We start from the raw sequence: 21,562 nt of genomic DNA, 5'->3' as shown, positions 1-21,562 counted from the left end.
CGTCATTCCGGGTGGTAGCGCAACCCCATGCAAAAGGGTGAATTGTCCGACCTCGCGGTGCCCGGTGCGCTGATTGCCTGCCGCGTGACGCCAAAAGCTGCACGCAACGCCATTACGCGCGACGGGGATACGCTGCGCGTCTATGTCACCACGGTGCCAGAGGGCGGCAAAGCGAACGCCGCCGTCCAGAAATTACTGGCCAAGGCGTTAGGACTGCCGAAATCGCGTGTGACATTGGTGCGGGGCGAGACCGCGCGGGACAAGCAGTTTCGGATCGACTGAGCCGCGCCTAGTCCTCGCGCCGATACAACCCCTCAGGCAAGTTTACCGCCGCGACGAGATCCTGCATCTGGCTGATGCTGAGGGTGACGGACATCTCCCTGTCGGTGCGCGGGTCGTATTGCACGACGGTTACGCATTCTTCGAAGGACGTGATGATCACGTCCTCCTGCAGGGGCGCTTTGCCTTCGTCGACGAGGGTGACAACGGTGGCGTCAAATTCGTGCTCTATGCTGAACATGACGGAATCGTAGCGCGCCTTGCTGCGGAGCGAAACCACAAACGGCGGTCTGTCGCTTTTGTGTAGCACGATGGCTGGCGCGACATGCGAGGGCCGCCTATGCTGAACTCAACACTTTGACGATTTGGGACATTCAATGAGATTCTCTCCCCTGCGCCTGCTGGCCGCCTTGTCGCTGTCTGCCATGACCCTTGCGGGCTGTGCCGTGCCGTCCGCGAACATGCCTGTGCCCTCGCCGATGAGCAGCGACGCCAGCCCGGCGCAGCTGCGCGCCAATGACGCCGCCCGGCAATTCGTTCAGGTGGTGGAGACCGTGGAACCAGTGGCTGAACAGCTGTGCCGGTCGCAGACACGCGGGGTGAATTGCGACTTTCAGATCGTGGTGGATGACCGGCTGAATCAGCCGCCGAACGCGTTTCAGACGGTGGACAGTTTCGGCCGCCCGATCCTCGCCTTTAACCTCGGGTTGATCAATTCGGTGCGCAATGCCGACGAGCTGGCCTTTGTCATGGGGCATGAGGCTGCGCATCACATCGAAAGCCACCTGACCAAAACGCGCGAGACTGCAACGCTCGGCGCGGTCATCTTTGCCGGGACGGCCGCCGTGATGGGGGCGGATGTGGAGGTTATCCGCAATGCGGAGCAGGTGGGGGCCGCCGTCGGCGCACGCACCTATTCCAAGGATTTCGAGCTTGAGGCCGACCAGCTCGGCACCATCATCGCGCACCGCGCGGGCTATGATCCGGTGCGCGGGGCAGCGTTCTTCAGCCGCATTCCCGACCCGGGCAACCGTTTCCTTGGCTCTCACCCGCCCAACGCCGCGCGGATGGAGATCGTGCGCCGCACGGCGGCGAAGCTGCAATAGACCAGCCCTCGCTCGTGTTGACCTGAATCAAAGCGGCACATGGCGTCATCCCCCTAGGTTGTGATCACCAACAGGACACATCAAGGGAGTGGCGCCATGCAAAGCCCAGCCGTTTTGAAGAAACATGCAGAGTTCGTCGACCGAATGGCCACCGCACAGGGCATCGACCTTGAAGAGCAGATGATGCGCGGGCGGGTGACCACCCCCGATCTTGCCGACGCCGTGCTGCGCTGCACTGGCTGTTCCAACCCCGAACACTGTCGCTCCTGGCTTGCCAGTCAAAAGCGCGTTGCACAGGGCACCCCGGACTATTGCCGCAACACCGAGATGCTGGATGACTTGCGCAAGGCGATGGATCATGGCTGACGGGACTGCGCATCCGCCTGTGCTGGGGGCGGAAATCGATCATTACTGGCTGGTGCAGCGCATGGCCAAGGCGACGGGCGTGGACCTCGTGCGGGCCATGGATGCCGGCGTGCTGGACCACGACACTTGGGCCGGCATTGTCACGCGATGCCGTGGCTGCCAATGGGCCGAAGGCTGCGATCACTGGCTGGCCACCCCCTCGAAGGACACGCGCGCCCTGCCCGAACCTTGCCTGAACCGCGACCGTCTAGCCGGGCTGAAGGACAAGCTGCAGGACATCTGAGCGGGCGCAGAGGCTCGGCGGTCCAAGCGGCCGTTTCTTGGCCCGCTGCCTGGCGGGCACCCTTAATGTCAACTTGGCCGACACGCTCGGGTAAGGGTCCGTCGTTCAAGAACAGCCACGCACAAATGCCCCCCGCTGTTTCGGCGGCGCATGAGTAGACGCATGTGAGGACTGGCCATCGTCCAAAACCGGGGACCATGCCGCACCGCTGCAACGCGACGGAAGTGGCTTGAGTGAAGAGCCACCGGATCAGATGAAGCGTCCTGCCGTCCTCTAATGTGGCAGAATGTACCATCCGGGCCGCCGCAGGTGCTCTTTTGGGAAGGGGTCCGAGGCTTGCATTCCTCGGCTGATGTGAGAGATGTCGTGGCCCAGTCCCCCGTCCAGCAAAAGTTGGGAACCGAGAGCCGCCATGCCCCAGACCGACCTTCTCAAGACCGACTGCTCGAAATGCGCGGCGCTGTGTTGCCTCGCGCTGGCGTTCGACAAGGGCAAAGATTTCGCCTTCGACAAGAACCCTGGCGAACCATGCCGCAATCTTTCGGGGCATCTTTGCACGATCCATGACAGGCTGACCGAAAAAGGCATGCCGGGCTGCGTGGCATACGACTGCCTGGGCGCGGGCAATCGTGTGGTTCAGGAGGTCTTTGCCGGACAATCGTGGCAGACACAGCCGCACCTGACGCGCCTGATGATGGAAGCGTTTTCGGGGATGCGCGAGGTTCACAAGCGCATCGACCTGCTGCGCGCCGCCGGGACAGCGGCCCTGCCAGCCCAGGACGAAGCGACCCGGCAGGCGCTGCTGGACCGGCTGGAACAGACCACCTGGAGCGGGCCCGAACTGAACGCGTTCGAGGTCGGGCTGGCGCTGGAAATCGACATCTTTGTCTACGCGATCCAGGAGCATCTGCCATTTGATGCCTTCGCAGAGGCCTGACCGACCTGGGCTGAAATGCTGCGCGCGTCTGGTGGCGGCCACCATGAGTGCCTATATCAGGCCAGAAAACTCAGGAGCTATTGATGCAAAAAACATCCCTGCCCGAACGCCCGCATTGGCGGGAGCATGCCAGGGAGGTGGGCTTTACCTTTGCCGACATGCATGGCGAGCCTTACTGGGATGAATCCTCGGCCTACGCATTCTCGCTTGAGCAAATAGAAACCGGGTTGGAAGATCCGGCCACCGAGTTGCACAGTATGTGCCGGGAGGCCGTGGCGCACATCCTGACGAGCGAAGAGCTGCTGGACAAGCTCGCCATTCCGGAGGCGCATCGCGACCTGATTGCTGACAGCTGGCGCAATAACGACCCCGAGATCTACGGGCGGTTCGATTTCGCTTATGATGGCAAATCGCCTGCCAAGCTTCTTGAATACAACGCTGACACGCCGACATCGCTTTACGAAAGCGCCGCGTTTCAGTGGCAATGGCTTGAGGACCAACTGGCCGCCGGCGTTCTGCCTGAGGGTGCAGACCAGTTCAACGGCATCCACGAAGCGCTGGTGGCGCGGTTCGCAGAGCTGTTCGAGAAGGACAGCAATCTGCATTTCACGGCTGTCGGGGGCAATCCCGAGGATTACGGCACCGTCGAAGCCATGGGCTGGGCCGCCCGCGAAGCCGGGCTGGGGGCGCATTACGCCGACCTCGACAAAATCGGCCTGAGCGACGACGGTCACTTTCTGGACGATCAGGACCGACGCATTGGCGTCTTGTTCAAACTGTATCCGTGGGAAGACCTGCTACGCGACGACTACGCCGCACATATTGCCGGATCAGGCTGCCTGTTTCTGGAACCGGCTTGGAAAGCTCTGTTGTCAAACAAGGGTCTGCTGCCCGTGCTCTGGCAAATGTTCGAGGGGCACGCAAATCTGCTCCCCGCTTTTTTCGAGGCCGATCTTGAGGATCTCGAGGCGGGTCGCGGCGCGCATGCCGACAGCTTTGCCCGTGCGCAGGCCGAGCTGGAGGCAGGGCACGTGCTGAAGCCGATCCTGTCGCGCGAAGGGGCCTCGGTGTCGATCCTCAAGGCCGGACAGTTGGTCGAACAGTCTGCGAATACCGAGTATGCGGAGCATCCCCGCATCCTGCAGGCCTATGCACCTTTGCCGCAGTTCGACGGGTTTCGGCCCGTGGTCGGCGCATGGATCGTGGGTCAAAGCTGTGTCGGGATCGGCATCCGCGAAGACCGCTCCCGGATCACTCAGGATTTATCCCGCTTCAAACCGCATTATATTACGGCCTGACCGAACGCTCCCCGCCCGCTCTGGCCAAGAAAAGGACTTCCATGACCAAACGTTCCAGACATGTCGCCATCGCAATCCTCGGCGCCGCCGCCTTTACCGTTGCGGGCTGCCGCGAGGAGCAGGTCGATGCCGCCGCCTTTCCGGACCTGCAAAGCTGCCAGGACCAGGTTCAACCGGGCGGCATGTTTTCCGCTCAGGATTGCGAAACCGCGTTTGCCGATGCGCAGACGCTGCATGTGGAGTCCGCGCCGCGGTACGACAGCCTGACCGTTTGCGAGGAACAACATGGCGAAGGGGCCTGCGGGACCGAAGCCGCGGCGACGTCCGGCGGGTCTGGCGGGATCTTCATGCCCCTTCTGGCGGGCTACCTGATGGGGAGTATGCTGAGCGGTCGATCCGGCATGGCCGCGTCGCAACCGCTGTATAAGACGTCCGATGGGCGATTTACCAATGCTGCGCGCACCAGCACGTTTTCCAGCAATTCCGGGGCAACCAAGATGGGCACCTCGCAGTTCGTCCGACCGACCTCGACGGCGGGTAAGGCCCCCATGTCCCGCGCGACCGCGACGTCGCGTGGCGGCTTTGGCACCACAGGTTCCGGACGCACGGGCTTTGGTGGGTAAACACCTTTCTTTGGCGTGATTTCTTGCAGAGTTCGCGGCTGGCGTTTTTGCCCGGTCGCGTCTGCTCGTGCGGCGTGGACGCCCCGACGGCAGGGACAGCAGTGATTAATACCCGCGCTTGGTGACATGAGGATAGGCATCGTCGCTTCGGTCGCCCAACGCGTTGCAGCCATGAAATCTACGCAACTCCGCTCTGCACCGCGCAATCCAAATATGATTTGAATTGCAATGCAATTTAGTTTGCGTCACTCACGGCGCATGTCTGATCAAAACCTTTCTACCCGCGCGCGCTTTGGCCTGCGCTTTTCTCTCGTTGCGCGGCGCTGGCGTCGGGCGCTTGATGCGCATCTCTCGGACTCCGGAGTGACCGGCGCGATCTGGGTGCCGCTTGTCCACCTGCATGAAACCGGCGGAGGACTCACCCAAAAAGCCTTGGCGCTGCTGGTGGGCGTCGACAGCTCAAGCCTTGTGCGGATCATCGACATCCTGTGTCGGGAGGGCCTTGTGGAACGTCGCCCTGATTCCTCGGACGGGCGTGCCAAGCTCGTCTACCTGACCGACGCAGGCCAGGACCGGGTGGCCAAGATCCGCGCGGAACTGATTCAGGCGGAGACAGAGATCCTCGCCGACCTGTCTGACGATGAGATCGAAACGATGACAACGCTGATTGGACGCATCGACGCCCGGCTCGTTGCAGCAGAGACCGACCGGAAGGGCACAAAGCCATGAGCACTGCTGCCGCCATTGCCCCGATGGGGCGCCTCGAAGCCTTTCGTCACCTGATGGCGCCCGATCATCTTCGATCCGGCTTCACCGTCGCGAAGCCTGCCTTTTTGCGCAATTCATTGCTGGCGGGCTTTCAAGCGGGTGCAACGAGCGCAATTGCCCTGCCGCTGATTTTGATGTCGCCCGCTGCGCATATGGTGGGATACGCGGCATTGGGTGGGATGGTCGCGCTGTTCGGCCGGTTTGACACGCCTGTGGGACGGGCAAAGGTTGTGGCGCTCGCCGGTTTGACGCAGGTGCTCATGGTTTTGCTCATGAGCCTTGCCTCGCTGTACGAGGAGCCGTTGTTTCAGCTTGGCGCGCTGTCACTGGCATTTGGCGTGGCCTATTTCATCACCATCAGCGGGCGGTTCGGTCCTCCCGGCGCGCTGATCTTTGCCTTTGCCGGGGGCGCGTCGCTGGCACCTGTAACCGATGTGGCCGTCGCATTCGAACGCACCGCAGCCACGGCGGCGGTCGCCTTGCTGGCCTTCGTGATCTGCGTGGCCACAGACCGATTGCGCCTGCGCCCATCAGCAGAACGTCCTTTGCCCATGGAACAATTGCGCCCGCTGCGGTATCGCCTGATCGCCTCCGCCCGTATCCTGATTGGCTGTGGCCTGGCGTTGTTCGTCAGCCACGCATGGGGGGCAAATCACCCGGTCTGGGCCGGCATGGGGGCGATGGTGGTGCTTCAGGGGCCTTTCCTGAACATCAATATGCACCGCGCCCTGCAAAGGATGGCAGGGGCGATTGTCGGATCAATCCTCGCCTGGGTCATACTGACACAAGAGCCGTCGGCTTTGACTGTGGTCGCGCTGATCTTTGTTCTGCAGATGCTGACGGAACTGGTGATCGGCGCGAACTACTGGCTTGGCCAGATTTTTGTGACGCCGATGGCGCTCATCATGAGCTACCTTGCTGCGCCCGGTTTGTCCGGGGCAGATCTGGCGTCGGAAAGAGTCCTGGATTCCCTGCTTGGCGTGGTGATCGGCATCGTGGCGGCAGTGATGCTATCGTCCATGGACGACCGCCATCATCTGGCGGAACTGAGGGCGGGCGGACGCTAAATCTGTTCCGCGGCAAAAGACGACCCGTTCGGGCTTTGCCGCCAGACCGCTTCCAGTTGATCAAAAAGCGCAGAAACCACGGGCGTATCGCGACGCTCTTCCAACGTCAGCATACCAAGGCAAGCCGGCACACTCAGATTGTCGCAGACAACGAGGCCAAAGGTCTGGCGTTCGTGCAGCGCGATGGAGTCCCGGCTCAGGCTGAGACCCACGCCGGAGCGGACCATTTCCAGCATAGACGCCTCATGGTCCACCAACGCCACGACGTTTTGCACACATCCATGCTCTGCAAAAATCTTTGACAGAAGGCGATTGTGAACGGATGCGGGCGGCGTCCCGATCCACGGCAGCGCGGCGAGGTCGCGCCACGCTGCCCCCGCAACGCGGCTTTCCCACCCCGGCGGGGCAATGATCCGATACTTGAATTCGGCCAGGCGGCGCACATGCAGAGGCTGCTCTGACGGGAGGGTGTCGAAACCGCCCGCGTCTGACAGGAAGAACCCCGCATCAATTTGATGGCGCTGCACTTTTTCAAGGATTTCACCGCTGACGCCATGCACCAGCGCGGTGGAAATGAGGGGATACGCTGCCCCAAGCTGGCTGAGCAGGCGGCCGAGCCGGATGAAGGACGGATCGACGATCGTCCCGATCCGCAACGTCCCGGAGACCTGCCCGATCTGCTGGCTGGCACTGCGACGGAACTCTGACAAGGCGGCCAGCACCTGCTCCGCCTTGGGCAGGATGGCCGTGGCGTCCGGCGTCAGGACCAGGCCACGCGGCGTGCGGGTGAAGAGCGTGAGGCCAATGTCCTCGCTCAGGCGCCTGATCTGATGGCTGACCGCTGGTTGGGTCAGGTTCAAAACGTCTGCGGCGCGGGACACGCTGCCCTCACGGGCGACGGTCACAAAGGCCAATATGCTGTTCGGGTTCGACACTCTCTCCATATTACAATCTTTAATATCACCTCTAGAAATTTGTCATTGGAAATGTCTCATTCAGTTTTCTACTCCAGTGTAAGTTGCAGCGCCGGGAGGAGTGCATCAGCCGCATGGATCCCCGCGCCAGCTCGTTCGGAGGACATTTGTGTGCCACACTCCTTTCGCAGCTGAACATGCAGGGAGACACAACCATGACCGAGACGGGACCGCAATTTGATTTCATCGTGATTGGTGCTGGCTCTGCGGGGTGCCTGCTGGCCAACCGGCTGAGCGCGGATCCGGCCAACAAGGTGCTGCTGCTCGAGGCGGGCAAGCCTGACAATTACCACTGGATTCACGTCCCCGTCGGATACCTTTATTGCATCGGCAACCCGCGCACAGACTGGATGTATTCCACCGAACCTGACAAGGGCCTGAACGGGCGCACCCTGCTGTATCCGCGCGGCAAGACGCTGGGCGGCTGTTCCTCGATCAACGGCATGATCTACATGCGCGGACAGGCGCGCGACTACGACAACTGGGCGGAGCTGTCGGGGGACGACGCTTGGGGGTGGGAGCGCTCTCTGGCCGACTTCATGGCGCATGAAGATCACCACAAGCTTGACGATGGCAACGATCCGGTGACCGGCGACAACAGCCGGTTCTCTGACATGCATGGCTCCGGTGGCGAATGGCGCGTGGAAAAGCAACGTCTGCGCTGGGACCTGCTCGACAGTTTTGCCGACGCCGCCACCGAGATCGGCATTGAAAAGACCGACGATTTCAACAGCGGCGACAATGCCGGTGTGGGGTACTTCGACGTCAACCAAAGGTCCGGCTGGCGGTGGAACACCTCCAAGGCATTCCTGCGCCCTGCCAAGAAGCGCCCGAACCTGACCGTCTGGACCGAAGCACAGGTCGAAACGCTGACGTTCGAGACCAAGGACGGCCGCCTGCGCTGTACCGGCGCAAAGGTCAATCACAAGGGACGGACCGTGCCCGTCACCGCTCGGCGTGAAACGGTGCTGTCGGCTGGCGCGGTGAATTCACCGCAGATTTTGCAGCTGTCGGGGATTGGTCCGGCGGCGGTGCTGAAGGAGCACGGTATCGAGGTGCTGCGCGATGCGCCGGTGGGCGAGAACCTGCAAGATCACCTGCAAATCCGCGCGGTGTACAAGGTCAGCGGCACAAAGACCCTGAACACTCTGGCCGCCAACCTGTTTGGCAAGGCGATGATCGGCGCGGAGTATATGTTCAAGCGCACCGGCCCCATGAGCATGTCGCCCAGCCAGCTTGGCGCGTTCACCCGGTCCGACCCGAGCCGCAGCCATGCCAATCTGGAATACCATGTACAGCCGCTGAGCCTTGAGGCCTTCGGCGACCCGCTGCATGCCTTTCCGGCGATGACAGTCAGCGTGTGTAACCTGAACCCGACGAGCCGGGGCACGGTGCGTATTCGGTCGGCCAATTTCCGTGATGCACCGATGATTTCGCCCAACTACCTGGACACCGCCGAGGACCGCAAAGTCGCCGCCGACAGTCTGCGACAGGTGCGCAAGATCATGGAGCAGCCCGCCATGCAGCGCTACAAGCCCGAGGAATACAAACCCGGTCCGCAGTATCAGACCGATGAAGATCTGACGCGGCTGGCGGGTGATATTGCCAGCACGATCTTTCATCCCGCAGGCACCGTAAAGATGGGGCGCGACGATGATGACAGCGCTGTTCTGGACCCGCACTTGCGGATGAAGGGCGTGAACGGTCTGCGCGTTGTGGACGCCAGCGTCATGCCTGAGATCACCAGCGGCAACACCAATTCACCGACCTTGATGATCGCTGAAAAAGCGGCTCGCTGGATCTTGGCGGGGCACTAACCCTTTCAGACCCTTCTCTTTCCCTTCGGAGGCCACATGCGTCAGTCATTTTCCAACCTGCCCTTGACCGGGGTCAAAGTGGTCGATTTTGGCCAGTACATCGCAGGCCCCGCCGTGGCGATGCTGCTGGGGGATCTGGGCGCGACGGTGGTGCATATCGACCCGCCCGATGGTCCGATGTGGGACAGTCCGGCCAACGCCACGCTGATGCGCAACAAACTGATCGTGACGCTTGACCTGAAGACGGAGGAAGGGCTGGAAAAGGCGCGCGCGCTGTGTGCCGAGGCTGACATCATCGTCGAGAACTTTCGCCCCGGAAAGCTGGCCGCGCTGGGGATCGACTTTGCCACGATGCGCCAAGAACGCCCTGAGCTGATCACCATTTCGCTGCCGGGATTTGCCTCCAACGACGAGGAGCGGCGCGAACAGCGGGCGTTTGAAAGTGTGGTTGCGGCCAGCTCTGGCGTGTTCACCGACATGGGGTTGAACCGGGTGCTGATGGGTCTGAACCCCTCGTTCTCGCCGCTGCCTCTGGCGTCCGCCTATGCCTCGCAGATCGCGGCATCGGCCACGGTTCTGGCGCTGCAATCGCGGCAGTTGACCGGGCTTGGCGATCAGATCGAGGTGCCGTTGGCCGCCGCCGTGATGGAGGGGCTGTGCTACAACTCCATCAAGGTCTCGGACATGCCGGAGCGTTATCTGACCCAGCGTGAGACGGAAATCGAGCGGCGCCGGATCGAGGGCCTGCCAATGAACGTGTCCTACGAGGATTTGCAGGAGCTGCTGGATCCGTTCTTTCGCAGCTACATGTGCAAGGACGGGCGGATGTTCTATGTCGTCTGCCCCAGCCACAAGCATCATGCGCGACGCTGCCTTGAGGTGCTGGGCATCTATCAGGAAATGCTCGACGAGGGACTGACCGAAGAGGAAGACACCTACAAGCCGGTCTCCGAGTGGGAAACCGATACCTCGCTTGGGGTCTATCCCATGCCGAAATTCTGGGCCGACAAGCTGGCGGCACGGATGAAAGAGATCTTCATGACCCGCACCTCCCACGAGTGGAAGCGGATGTTTGGCCGGGCGGGCATTCCCGGTGCGCCGCAGCGCTGGCTGCAGGAGTGGATCAACGACGAATACGCCGAGGCCGCGGGTTTGATGATCGACGTCTGGGATCCGGAATACGGGGAGATGACGCAGCCCGGCCCCATCGTCTGGATGGAGGAAAGCGGCGAGGAGGCACTCAGCCCCGCGCCGCGCCGGTGGGTCGAGTTTGACGAGGCGCTGAAAAAGCTCAAAAAGCTGCGGACCGACATCCCGGATCCGGAGGACGGCATCGCGCAAGAGGGGTGGCTGTCGGGTGTACGCGTGCTGGACATGTGCAACGTCATCGCGGGGCCGCACTCTGCCAGCTACCTTGCGCGTTTTGGCGCGGAGGTGATCAAATTCGATCCGGCGGTGCCGCTTTATGACAGTTGGAACACCGTGACCTATGGGCTGAGCCAAGGGCGTGGCAAGAAATCCATCCTCGCGGATGCCAAGTCGGAACACGGGCGCAAGGTGCTCGAAGATCTGGTGAAATCCGTTGATGTGATCTTTTGGAACGCTCCGGACAGCCAGATCAAGCGGATGGGACTGGACGCCGAGAATCTGCGCAAGCTGAATCCGGAGGCGATCTTTTGCAAGCTGGACTGTTTCAGCGGCGTCCGGCGCGGGGTGCGGACCGACTACATCGGCTACGACGACCTTGTGCAGGCAACCACGGGCATCATGCTGCGATTTGGCGGGGCGATGGACCGCCCCGAAGAGCACGCGCATGTGGGCACCATCGACGTGATGTGCGGCTTTGGCGGAGCACTGGCGGTCGCAAGCGCCCTGTATCAAAAGCACCGTTTTGGCCGCATTGGGCGTGGGCGCACGTCGCTGAGCGCCAACAGCGGTCTGTTGCAGATCCCGTTCGCCTATGATTTTCGCGGGCGCGGCTTGTTCGACGAGCCGTCGGGACCAGAGGTCAACGGCTACGATTCCCTTTCGCGGTTCTACAGCACGGCGTCGGGCGTCTACATGTTGCTCTGCGCTTACGAATCCGACCTGCCAAGGTTCCGAAATGTCGAAGGGCTCGAAGAACTGCCTGACATCCCCGAAGAAGAGCGCGCGGCCTTCCTCGCCGGGGCCTTTCAGATGCATCCTGCGACGGAATGGATTACGCGCCTGCGCGCGGCGGACATCGGCTGTGCGATCTGCAACAACATCGACGCCCTGCGATCCGAGAACCTGCGCGAACCCGATGGTACGCCCGGCACCGACAACGGCAGTTATTCCTTCTCACATTACGCAGATCACCCCAGCGGCCATGAGATCATCCAGCTGGACCCCTACGCGGTACGTCCCACCCGCGGGAAGGTCTACGCGCTTTCACCGACGGAAAAGTTTGGCACCTCGACGCGCACCATCCTCAACGACCTTGGCTATTCTGACGCGGCCATCGAGCGGATGCTGAAATCCGGTCAGGTCAGCGAAAGCTGGAGCAAGGAATACTTGCCAAGCTAAAGGCACATCATATCGGGCGCGTCCGCGTGGGGGAAACACGTATTCCTCACGCACCGCCCATCACGACGTGACCACGTTCTTTGCAAACGTGATCAAGCAGAAGCGACAGCGCGCGATCGGCTTCGACAAGGGCGCCCAGGGCCAGACTGCGCCGACCCTACGGGGACTGGGCGGCGCAGATCATCTGGCTTCGCATGAGTTCCATGTGTGTGACGTTGCGGGCTTTGATACGCCACGGCAGATGCCCTTCGACAGGTTATGCTGCGCGTCCTCCGTCTCCGGCCACAGCAAAGCTGTGTCTGTGTTGGTTTTGATCCCGCTCACACGCCTGCCAAGCCCGTTGATGCAACGCTCTGACGGCTCTCACGACGAGCAAAGCCACACCCGCCGAAGGCGGCAGCAGTCCAACGACGAGGTTCAGAACGAACAGGACCCCCGAAATGCAGCGGGATCAATGCCATGGCTGGTAGAGATAGAATGAAAAAAGGCACCCGCATGATATCGGCCCCTTTGGATTCCATGGAAATGCCATGGCATTCAGCCAGGAGGCAGGGGAACACAAATGGGCGTCGCGGGCCGTCCTGAAGCAGAGCTGCCAGCTGGAACGCGTGCATATCGACGGTGAACAAAAACGTGACGGTCGAGGCGAGGGCAATCATCGCTGCAACCAGCGTCTACGTTTTCGCTGCGGTCAGAAGTACGCCCGGCAGATCCGAAAATTGTAGCCTTCGCGTGACCAAAAGCCTGAAGAACAGGGTGTAGACCACGCCTTCTTGCGATCAGCCGGCACAACGCTGGCCGGAAACGTGTCCGCCGAGGCTTATGGATGAGCCCACCATGAAGGCATAGCCGATCATCGCACCGGACTGAACCCAAAGCTGTCAGCCGCCGCGATCATACCACGGGAAGCCCCAGTCCGTACTGCTTGCAGAGCCATAGCGCCGAGGACAGGGCTGAGGTACCGGCTACCGCCCTTGGCACCAAAGCAAGACCAGCCCCGGACACAATCGCCACCTGAGCCATCCCGCTGCGCGTCCGCCCGATGATGGCATTCAAAAGTCCACCAACCTCACAATGATTCCCCCCCCATTAGCATCAACTCGCCTGCCATCATGAACAACGGGATGGAGATCAGCAGAACAGAATTAACCGCATTCATCAGCCGCGGTGGGAAAACGAGAGCGCCAATCCCGGCCATCCACAGAACTGTAAGCGCTGAAACCCACAGCGAAAAGGCCAGCGGTATCCCAAACAGGACGAGGATCAGGAATGTGATGGTGACGAACAGATTGAGCGGACGTCCCCGGCTGTCGCAGATGGCATGCAACTTGGTCCCTTTCGGGACATTGCTGCGCAATGCCCCGGACAACGGTTCATGCCGCCCTTGGTGCGACCGATCAAGCGTCAACGCCCCCCCGTTTTCGCGGCCATGCTGGTCGCGGTACGGTGGGCCTTCAGGTGGTGGCGTCCACTGCCCGGCAGGGAACCACGAAGCGATGGCCCGAGAGGGGATCATCGCAGTCGTCTCTTCGCCGTGTTCGGCAGCTAGGCCGACCATCGTCCGGGCGAAGATGCCTTGATCGTGGCGGCACTCGGATCAGTGGCGTTAGCCACTCACCTCCATCGCTTCCAACGATTATAGAGCGTTTTGTGTGGGCCTTAGGCCGATGGGGTGTCGCGCCACCTCAACCCGTTGCGATTAATGAAGATAATGCCGCTTTACACACGTCGATCATCGACGCGTGGCTTGCCGTGGGACTTGGGGAAGAAAGGCTAAAGACGCACCATCTGCGTATGCGTCAGCCAGAAGAGATCAGACATGGTCACCGCGCGTTTTTCGAACCGTGAAACAGGCCGCTGGACGGAAATCAAAGGGTCCTGACCCTAGACAGCCCGCCTGACAAGGCGCCCCACGATCAATGAAAGCGCGGAAGAAAAATCCGGCTGCGACATTAGCAGGGCTCATAAGGTCAAAAGCGGGAACAACCCGAGCGCAGCGCGCCTTTCAACCTACGTGAGCAGCCGTATCTGCCTCAGCCGCGGTCACGGCGATCTCTGCCATTTTCAGAATCGCCTCACGCGAGCTTGCCACGGCGATGAAACGACCGTTGTGGCAAAACTTTGCGCCCTTGACGCCACTCGCCGCCTCCAAGGCCTCATCCGTCAGCCCAGCCCAGGCTTCTGGCAGATTGGCGCGCTGCTCAAAGCTGTCACCGCTGACGCGAATGCCGGTCAGCGCCCAGTCGGCGTCGCGGGGGTGCACCACAAACAGCAGGCGGTCCGCGCCGGTCTCTTCGACGGCAGAGCGAAATGGCATCCCCATCGGCAGCTCCAGAACGCGCCCCGTACCGGCGGATGTGATGGCGTCTTTCACCATGTCAGAAGCACGCAGTTTCGCGTGTTTGCCACGCACTGACGCCTCCACAAAGCTGCGCGCAACAATCAACGCATTGGCAAAGGCCGCATCATCAGCACCGTCTCCGCGATCATCGAACACCGGTTTGAGCGTTTCCAGCAGCACCGGCAGGGTCAACCCGGCCAGCGGACCGGCGACGGAGGGTTCCATCGCGCCGTTGTCCATCAGGTCGATGGGCAGGACAAAGCCCGTATCCATCTTAAAGTGCACATCGCCACGGTGCTCCTCCGGCACGCCCATCGCCTCCAGGTAGGCGAGGCCATAGTGCTTCCAGATCAGGCCAAAAGAGCTGTAGGGCTGACCGTCCTCTCGGCTGGGCGCGGGACGTTGATGGTGATCAAAGACCTGCTGCGCCGCGTCATACTCCCGGCCCACATCATAGACGATACGATCCGGCGAGGCGCTGATCCATTCGGGGTCGCGACTGCGGAGGATGGTTGCGTCAGGATAGAGCCGGGTGAGAATTACGGAGGACAGAAGCTCATCAGCGTGGAAACCGCCCGAGTGGGTCACGAGGTGCGTAATGGTCATGTCGGTCCCGTATTTTGATGTCGCCGCGCTCATACAGCTCCACGACTTTACAAAGCCCTAAATAGGGACGCAACGGGTCTGCTGGGTAAAGCCATTGGCATTCCATTCAAAACGGACCCTACCGCGGTCGTGACTGGACAAGGCACGCATGCCGGGTGATGCTCTGCCTCATGCGCGCGATGATGCTTTTGTTCCTTTTCCTGGCAGCTTGCGGGCGTCCCTTGACGGACCCCGAAACCGCCTATCTGCAAGCCATTCACGGCGAGGATCTGGACACCTCCAGGATCCGGCTTGTCGATGGGCACTTCGCGGGAGAGATGACCTACCGCATCCCGGTGCGCCCCCGCACCACGTGTCAGGAACGGATCTGGCCGCCGCTGACAAAGGAGACAGAGGTTACTGTTGCCCCGGCTGCCACGGTTCTTTTCAACAAGGTGCTGATCCGCGACGATATTTTTCGTGAAGATTTCCTCAAAGGCTACCCTGAAGAGGTCAATCTTTATAATGCGATGCTCCTTGCCCATGAGGCGACGCACGTCTGGCAATGGCAGAACCGCAAGCGCACCGGCTATTCACCGCTCAAGGCGCTGAATGAACATGTGACGCAGACAGACCCCTATCTGATTGACCCGGACAGCGACACGCGGTTCCTTGATTTCGGCTACGAGCAGCAGGGCGCCATCGTGGAGGAATACGTCTGTTGCCGCCTGCTTGATCCAGACGCGCCGCGCACCGCGCGACTGCGTGCGATGATCGGCGCGGAGATGCCCGTAGACCGACTGGACCGCGCCCTCGGCACACCGCGCGTTCGGGTGCCTTGGCCCGGCCTTCAGACCAAGGATATTTGCCGCTAGCATCATTCGATGCGCTGAATGTCCAGCAAATAGGCCACCAGATCCACCACCGGCTGGGAGGTCAGAACCACCTGGCCCGTTGGAATTTTGATCGGGACGTCCAGAACGCCCTCGAAGTAGTCGCCATAGACCGGCATCGGAGAGCCGTGGCTGACAAGCGGTTCACGCCCGTCGATCCGTTTCACCACACGCTCCAACGGAAATTTTCCGCCGTTCTGAATTGTCAGTTCGGTCAGGTTCACGGGCTTTTGAATCAGCGCACCGGCCATGGGCCCGTTTCCCATGCCTTCGAGCCCGTGACAGGTGGCACAATGCGTTTGGTAGTGCGCGCGCCCGAGGTCCGCGTCCTGTGCAAGCACCGGTCCCGCAAGACATATGAACGCTGCGAAAAGTCTTTTGAATGTTGGCATGGCATCCTCCTGTCGGGTGCCTGCTCGTTATTGCATGGACCAAGGCGTCAGACCCTGACCTGCATCAAGGTGTCAGACAATGGCCACCAGGTGCTTGGGCCCGCAAGCCTCCTCCTGCGACCACGGCAGCGGGCCGCTCTCTCCATAAAGCTTTGCCACCCCACGCCCGAACTGGCGCGGCTGTGCCACGATGTGCCGCGGCTTGCCGTCGAAACCAGTGAAGTCCAGCGTGGCAGGGCGATTGTCGGCCTCCAGCATGTCGCGCAGCAGCTGCAAGGCAATCATCTCTCCCGCGCGCAGATCGCGCAGGTTTTCCACCGGATGATAGCCGCCGGACACGACACGGGCGAGGCTCATGTTGGCCACCAGCATGTCGGCCTCCTGCGCCAGGTCCATAGCGGAGCCTTGCGTGCCGACGCCCTGAAAATGCACAGGGCGCGCGGTATCGAAAACGGCCTTCATCAGTGTCGCCATCGCCCCGGCAACGGCCAGATGCGGTGCACAATCGGACGCCATCATGTACTGACGGTCGGCTTCAACCAATGGCAGGAAGAGGCTGTTCTGAAAGCGTTGTTGCTTTTGTCGCAGGGAAGCATTCGTGCGGCTGACCCAGTGCAACAGGTTGGGCGACGCCGCCGCCAATTCATCTGCCGCCGCCCGCACCGACGCGGCAGAGGGCGCATCACCCCGCTCCTCGCGGGCCAGCCAGACTGTCATCCGGGCGGCCGTGACACCGGGTCTTGGCAACCTGCCGGGCGCGCGGGCCTGCATCAATGTGGCGCGGGTCGCCCGCCCCTCTGCCTGCGCCATCAGGGACATCAAGCGTCCGCCCCGCCACGGCGTATCCCCGTGACATAGGCCGCCATCAAACGTCGCACCGTTCGCCAGTGCCGCAAGGGTCGCATTGTGAAAGGGCCGCGCGGGCTGCATGTGGTGCAAACGTTCGGCCATATCGTCCAGGCTTTGCAAACACGGTTCCGGCATGACGATATCCCCGGGCATGCAGAGCCCAGCGCCGCTGTGCCGGCCACACCACTCAAGCCATGCCGACATAGGCGCTTCATTGTGGGGCGGGCGCTGCGCCGGGTCGCGGTCGGCCACCGCGTGATCGGCCTGCCACAGCGCCGAAAGGCGCGCCGCGCCCATGGACGCCACACCACCACGAAATAGAGTGTTCAGCGTCAACTGCCCTTCGCCGTTCCACCGCAACGCCCGGCGCTCCTGCGCAGTGGCAGACAAGTCCCGTGCCGGAAGTTGGCCTGCGTCGCACCAAGCAAGCGACCGCAACTCGCACAGCAGTTCGTGCAAAGTAAAACTGATCGCCGCATCCACACGAACCTTGCAGTGCGGATCCTGCAAATCGGCCAGCCGCTGCTTGCGGAGCAACGACATGGCAAAAATCTCGGCCATCTCTGCCGCCAGCTCAGCGGCGGACATCTCCGGGACTGTCAGCGGCGCGAGGTCCACTTGCGGAACGGCGCAGGCGCCACCGCCTTCGATAACCCGGAAGGGGCGTTCGCTATCTGTCGTCTGCGTGCTGGTCATGTGATCCCCCAAAGGACGATTGCGCTATGCGCCTTGTGACGTTGCGTTAAAATTACATTGAGAGGCCTGCGTGATTGCAGCGTGATCAAAAGTGGGCTTCAGCGTGAATCCGTCTCATCGTGAGCAGTAACCATCACCGCAAACGGTGCAAACTGCCGTGAATTCTGCGCAAATGGTCAAGACATCCCAGAGGCTTGCTTGACCGATCGCCTCGAACCGCCTTTGCTTGCCTTATTTTGTGACAACGGGGAATTACGCATGGCTTCTTACCCATATTTCAAGTGGACCGCCGCGCGCGCTGCACATTTCAGAGATTCCTACCTCGACTGGTCGCGCCTTCTCACAAAGCGCGCTGTCGCGTTGCATCCAGCGCGGCCCGACAGCGGCACTGAGTACGAACCGATCTTCATCCGGCTCTCTGGCGACACCCCGGAAACTGCACGCACGGCATTCAAAGCAGCGGTGACGCAGGACAGCACACTGCTGATGGACCCCCACGAGGCACAGGCGCTGGACGCCCGCATTGATGACCCGAACATGCTGAGCGGCGTGCCGGACGAATATGCGCTTTACCGTCGTGTCGGGACACCGGACACGCAGCACGCCGCCTTGTTCGAGGTCTTGGACACCGGCGTGCCGATCCGCCTCGACGATACGCCCAGCGCCCCAGGTCCCAAGTCTTCGCCCCAGTCCGCCACACACAGCCCCGGCACGCCCATCGTGGCGATCATCGACGATGGCATCGGCTTTTTGAACCAGCGGTTTCGGCGCGGCACAGAGACGCGCTTTCACGCCATCTGGCTACAGGCGCTGGAAAGCCGCAGCGCCGAGGGCGGCGTGCTTTCCGGTTTGGTCCTGAACGCCGACGATATCGAGCCGCTGCTGGCCGAGCGGGAAACCAAGGTCTATGCAGCCCTCGACACCTATCTAAATAGCCCCATCGGACGGGTTTCGCGCGCGCATGGCACCCATGTTCTGGACCTTGCCGCCGGGGCCGATCCGAACAGTGGCGACCCGGTTGCGGACTGGCCTTTGCTGGCGGTCCAACTCCCGGCGGAGACAGTGGATGACACCTCTGGCGTCTGGTTTGAAAGCTATGTCCTGCAAGGACTTCGCTGGATTTTGCGTCTGGCGGCGAGCGTCGATCCCTCCGCGCCGGTCATCGTGAACCTGTCTTTGGGCGTGTCGGCGGGACCAAAAGATGGATCGCGCTTTGTCGAATGCCAATTGGCCCGCGAAGCTCAACGCTGGGAGGCCGCGACCGGCCAGCCCGTGCGCCTCGTCTGGTCCTTTGGCAACGGCTACCGCGCCGATCTGACTGCACGCTGGGAGCTGCCCGGTTCGGCAGAGGTCACTGTGCGTGTCTTGCCCGATGACATGACGTCCAGTTACGTAGAACTGCATCTGCGGGACGCCGCGAGCAGTGCGTTAACCTTGAACATCACCACGCCCGATGGCACCGCCTCTGGCCCGCTGAGCGTCGCGGAGGGGGAGGTCTGCTCCCTCGAAAATGCCCATGGGGACGTGGTGGCCCGCCTGTACCATCAGCCTGCTCGCGATCAGGGCGAAGGGGTGGTCGAAGCGGCACATTACGTCCTGGCCTTGGCACCGACGGTCGCCCGGAAAACAGGCGAACCCGTCGCACCTCCGGGCGCATGGACGATCGCAGCAGAGGCTGACGTGCCCGGCGAACTTCTGGTCCAGATCCAGCGCGACGACAGCCTGCCGGGCAGCGTGTTGCGCGGACGTCAGGCGCATTTCGACCATGCAGGATCGTATGATTGGAACGCCTTCACGGCCGACTACACCCGCCCCGGTCCCAACGGCCCCGTCTGCCGCGACGGCAGTCACAACGCCTTGTGCACCGCGCAGGCGCGGCAAGTTGTGACGGTGGGTGCCGCGATGTACACCGGGCGCCTCGCAGGTCAGGCGCCGGAAAACTACGAGCCCGCCGTTTATACCGCGCAAGGGGCAACCTGGGGTCTGGTCGGACCGACCGTCTCTGCCCCCGTGGAAATCGGCAGAGCCTCTGGCGGCATGGCTGCAACCGGATTGCTGTCCGGTCAGCGCGCGCGCATCGGCGGCACCAGTGCAGCCGCAGGCCGTGTGACCCGGGCCTTGGCCTTGTCCGCCGGTCGGCTGCAAGAAAACCTGTTCAAGTCAGAGAGCACACAACTGGACGATTTCGACCCTGACGTGCTCGATCTTTTCGCGGTGCCGGACCCGCAGGCGGACCGGCTTGGCGCCTATGTCGTCGTCCCTCTGCCAGCCCGCAGCAAAGCGCAAACCGAGATCGCCTGAAACACCGACCGGGGCGCCGTGCCTGCGCCCCGGTTGTCTGACCGCGTTCAGGCGGTTGGTGGCTTCACCATTCTGCCTTGGCCTCTTGCCACATGTCACGCAGCCATGCCGGAACAAGATTGGGATCGAGCGAAACGGTGCTGGTTTCGATGACACTGTCGTCCTTGAACGCATCCGACAGCAGGGCCAAGGTGAAATCGCCCTCGTATGTGTCACCGTGATAGAGGCGTGCGGTTGTTTCCGTTTCACCGTCAAGCAAGCGGACCAATGCTTCGGCCAGCGTGACGCCCATCACCGCACCCGCCATGCTGTCGCTCGGGAAATGGACCCCCGCAATGGTGCGGTTCATGGCGATACGTTCTGCATGGCGGAACAGCTCGTTGCCGTTGGCAATCTCTTCGGCGGGGTTGAAACCCCGGTTGTAAAACAGGCGCGTCAGCAAAGTGGCGGAGGCAAAGCTCTCGGTCGCGTGACCTGAAGGCCAAGTGCCGTGCGGCGGGGTCTGAATGATTGGCTGCACTTTACAGGACATGGCAATCGGACGCGCCGCATCGAAGCCATGCTTTAACGGCATCTCCAGAGCGGTACACAGCCGGTAGATCGCCTGATTCAGGCAAAGCGTCCACTTAGTGGCGTCCGTGGCCATATAGCCGACCAAGGCAAAGAAGCTCTGGATGTCGCCGGTCTGCATGATGATCTCGTTCAACCGATCGGCACGCAGGTCAGCATAAGTGCGCAGCCACGGAAGTTGCTTTTCAGCAAGGAACGCGTTGGAGGGCTTTTTCAGCGTGACCACGGTTTGCCCGGCCACCGACACCCGCCCTTCGGTGTTTGCGGCTGTGCCGTCGTCGAGCGCGACACCGGAGAGGGTGTTCAGCACAGTGTCCAGAACCGCGCGCCGCTGCGAGGACCCCATGGCTTTCAAGGCGGACCAGCTTGACCGGTTGGCATTCATCGGTTCGCGGTCAGCGCTGCCATCCCAGAAGCCCACAGTCCCGTCCCGCGCAGCTCCCAAAGCCGATCCGGAAAATCCGGTGTCAGGGCCGCCTTGGTGGTTCTCGGTGGACTGGTGGTTTTGGTGGTTTTGGTGGTTCTGGTGATTTTGATGGTTCTGATGATTTTGGTGGTTCTGATGGTTCTGGTGATTTTGATGGTTGTCGAGACCGAACAAACTCATGGCAAAAGTCCTTCCATATAAACGCTGCCATGTTGGCCAGCACCACAGTGTGCGTCAAAAGCTGTCGCTTGACGCTAAGACTATTTACGGAAAATTTACGCCTGTTGCGAGGTTGAAGGTCCGATGCTAGCTTCCTTAAGGTAATTCGGAGGTTGACATGGCGGGGTACAGGCAGAATCTGTTCAAGATTAACGTGCTCGGGCCGTTGCGGTTAACCTCAGTCACGGGTGTGGACCGGACCCCTAAGGGGGCGAAAAATCAGG

General features: G+C 61.7%; 20 protein-coding genes and 1 pseudogene. 14 read left to right on the top strand and 7 right to left on the bottom strand.

What is annotated here, in order from left to right:
• Positions 1-27 precede the first annotated feature (27 nt).
• Complete coding sequence (locus GGQ68_RS01645) at positions 28-282, top strand: DUF167 domain-containing protein (protein ID WP_183962648.1); 255 nt, start codon at positions 28-30, stop codon at positions 280-282.
• A gap of 7 nt (positions 283-289) precedes the next feature.
• Here GGQ68_RS01645 and GGQ68_RS01640 read toward each other — a convergent pair whose 3' ends face one another.
• Positions 290-520 (bottom strand): hypothetical protein, encoded by a 231-nt coding sequence (locus GGQ68_RS01640; RefSeq protein WP_183962647.1) that lies wholly within the window; start codon positions 518-520, stop codon positions 290-292.
• 136 nt (positions 521-656) lie between these two features.
• Here GGQ68_RS01640 and GGQ68_RS01635 point away from each other — a divergent pair, with 136 nt between their 5' ends.
• The 8 genes from GGQ68_RS01635 (at position 657) to GGQ68_RS01600 (ending at position 6,727) form a co-directional block, all read left to right on the top strand.
• Positions 657-1,385, top strand: coding sequence for a M48 family metallopeptidase (locus GGQ68_RS01635; RefSeq protein WP_183962646.1), 729 nt, complete (start codon positions 657-659; stop codon positions 1,383-1,385).
• A gap of 96 nt (positions 1,386-1,481) precedes the next feature.
• The gene (locus GGQ68_RS01630) at positions 1,482-1,751 is read left to right on the top strand and encodes a DUF6455 family protein (protein ID WP_183962645.1); all 270 of its coding nucleotides are present in this window, start codon (positions 1,482-1,484) and stop codon (positions 1,749-1,751) included.
• Positions 1,744-2,034, top strand: a complete 291-nt coding sequence (locus GGQ68_RS01625) for a DUF6455 family protein (protein ID WP_183962644.1) — start codon at positions 1,744-1,746, stop codon at positions 2,032-2,034. The genes GGQ68_RS01630 and GGQ68_RS01625 overlap by 8 nt, the downstream gene beginning before the upstream one ends.
• Before the next feature lie 412 nt (positions 2,035-2,446).
• On the top strand, positions 2,447-2,971 hold the full coding sequence (locus tag GGQ68_RS01620) for a hypothetical protein (protein ID WP_183962643.1): 525 nt from the start codon (positions 2,447-2,449) through the stop codon (positions 2,969-2,971).
• A gap of 83 nt (positions 2,972-3,054) precedes the next feature.
• Entirely contained in the window at positions 3,055-4,269 is a 1,215-nt protein-coding gene (locus GGQ68_RS01615) for a glutathionylspermidine synthase family protein (protein ID WP_183962642.1), read from the top strand.
• Between the two features lie 41 nt (positions 4,270-4,310).
• Complete coding sequence (locus tag GGQ68_RS01610; RefSeq protein ID WP_183962641.1) at positions 4,311-4,892, top strand: DUF1190 domain-containing protein; 582 nt, start codon at positions 4,311-4,313, stop codon at positions 4,890-4,892.
• 258 nt (positions 4,893-5,150) lie between these two features.
• Complete coding sequence (locus tag GGQ68_RS01605; RefSeq protein WP_183962640.1) at positions 5,151-5,621, top strand: MarR family winged helix-turn-helix transcriptional regulator; 471 nt, start codon at positions 5,151-5,153, stop codon at positions 5,619-5,621.
• Positions 5,618-6,727: an FUSC family protein gene (locus GGQ68_RS01600; protein WP_183962639.1), complete on the top strand. Its 1,110-nt coding sequence runs from the start codon at positions 5,618-5,620 to the stop codon at positions 6,725-6,727. Before GGQ68_RS01605 ends, GGQ68_RS01600 begins: the two co-directional genes overlap by 4 nt.
• Here the strand turns inward: GGQ68_RS01600 and GGQ68_RS01595 are convergent.
• The gene (locus tag GGQ68_RS01595) at positions 6,724-7,671 is read right to left on the bottom strand and encodes a LysR family transcriptional regulator (protein ID WP_183962638.1); all 948 of its coding nucleotides are present in this window, start codon (positions 7,669-7,671) and stop codon (positions 6,724-6,726) included. The two genes, GGQ68_RS01600 and GGQ68_RS01595, sit on opposite strands and share 4 nt — an antisense overlap.
• A 185-nt stretch (positions 7,672-7,856) precedes the next feature.
• Here GGQ68_RS01595 and GGQ68_RS01590 point away from each other — a divergent pair, with 185 nt between their 5' ends.
• The 3 genes from GGQ68_RS01590 to GGQ68_RS01580 all read left to right on the top strand — a co-directional run bounded on the left by GGQ68_RS01590 (position 7,857) and on the right by GGQ68_RS01580 (position 12,546).
• A complete protein-coding gene (locus tag GGQ68_RS01590; protein WP_183962637.1) occupies positions 7,857-9,518 on the top strand; it encodes a GMC family oxidoreductase in 1,662 nt (553 codons plus the stop codon).
• A gap of 36 nt (positions 9,519-9,554) precedes the next feature.
• The gene (locus GGQ68_RS01585) at positions 9,555-12,065 is read left to right on the top strand and encodes a CoA transferase (protein WP_183962636.1); all 2,511 of its coding nucleotides are present in this window, start codon (positions 9,555-9,557) and stop codon (positions 12,063-12,065) included.
• Between the two features lie 67 nt (positions 12,066-12,132).
• Positions 12,133-12,546: a hypothetical protein gene (locus GGQ68_RS01580; protein WP_183962635.1), complete on the top strand. Its 414-nt coding sequence runs from the start codon at positions 12,133-12,135 to the stop codon at positions 12,544-12,546.
• Between the two features lie 795 nt (positions 12,547-13,341).
• Here GGQ68_RS01580 and GGQ68_RS24200 read toward each other — a convergent pair.
• Positions 13,342-13,886 (bottom strand): annotated as a pseudogene (locus GGQ68_RS24200) (transposase); the annotation flags it as partial.
• Between the two features lie 184 nt (positions 13,887-14,070).
• Entirely contained in the window at positions 14,071-15,012 is a 942-nt protein-coding gene (locus GGQ68_RS01565; protein ID WP_183962634.1) for an MYG1 family protein, read from the bottom strand.
• A gap of 170 nt (positions 15,013-15,182) precedes the next feature.
• Between GGQ68_RS01565 and GGQ68_RS01560 the strand changes: the two genes are divergently transcribed.
• Positions 15,183-15,866, top strand: coding sequence for a hypothetical protein (locus GGQ68_RS01560; protein WP_183962633.1), 684 nt, complete (start codon positions 15,183-15,185; stop codon positions 15,864-15,866).
• A gap of 2 nt (positions 15,867-15,868) precedes the next feature.
• Here the strand turns inward: GGQ68_RS01560 and GGQ68_RS01555 are convergent, their stop codons facing one another.
• Complete coding sequence (locus GGQ68_RS01555) at positions 15,869-16,276, bottom strand: c-type cytochrome (RefSeq protein WP_183962632.1); 408 nt, start codon at positions 16,274-16,276, stop codon at positions 15,869-15,871.
• A 72-nt stretch (positions 16,277-16,348) separates the two neighbouring features.
• Positions 16,349-17,821: a bromoperoxidase gene (locus tag GGQ68_RS01550; protein WP_183962631.1), complete on the bottom strand. Its 1,473-nt coding sequence runs from the start codon at positions 17,819-17,821 to the stop codon at positions 16,349-16,351.
• Positions 17,822-18,079: 258 nt separating this feature from the next.
• Between GGQ68_RS01550 and GGQ68_RS01545 the strand changes: the two genes are divergently transcribed.
• The gene (locus GGQ68_RS01545; RefSeq protein ID WP_183962630.1) at positions 18,080-20,122 is read left to right on the top strand and encodes a S8/S53 family peptidase; all 2,043 of its coding nucleotides are present in this window, start codon (positions 18,080-18,082) and stop codon (positions 20,120-20,122) included.
• Positions 20,123-20,186: 64 nt separating this feature from the next.
• On the opposite strand, the gene GGQ68_RS01540 is transcribed toward GGQ68_RS01545, so the two are convergent.
• Complete coding sequence (locus GGQ68_RS01540; RefSeq protein WP_246429211.1) at positions 20,187-21,299, bottom strand: phosphatase PAP2 family protein; 1,113 nt, start codon at positions 21,297-21,299, stop codon at positions 20,187-20,189.
• Between the last annotated feature and the right edge of the window lie 263 nt (positions 21,300-21,562).

This window comes from Sagittula marina (assembly GCF_014196795.1).
GTDB lineage: Bacteria > Pseudomonadota > Alphaproteobacteria > Rhodobacterales > Rhodobacteraceae > Sagittula > Sagittula marina.
Note: the sequence above shows the minus strand (reverse complement) of the source record. Positions and strands in the feature narration are given on the sequence as shown.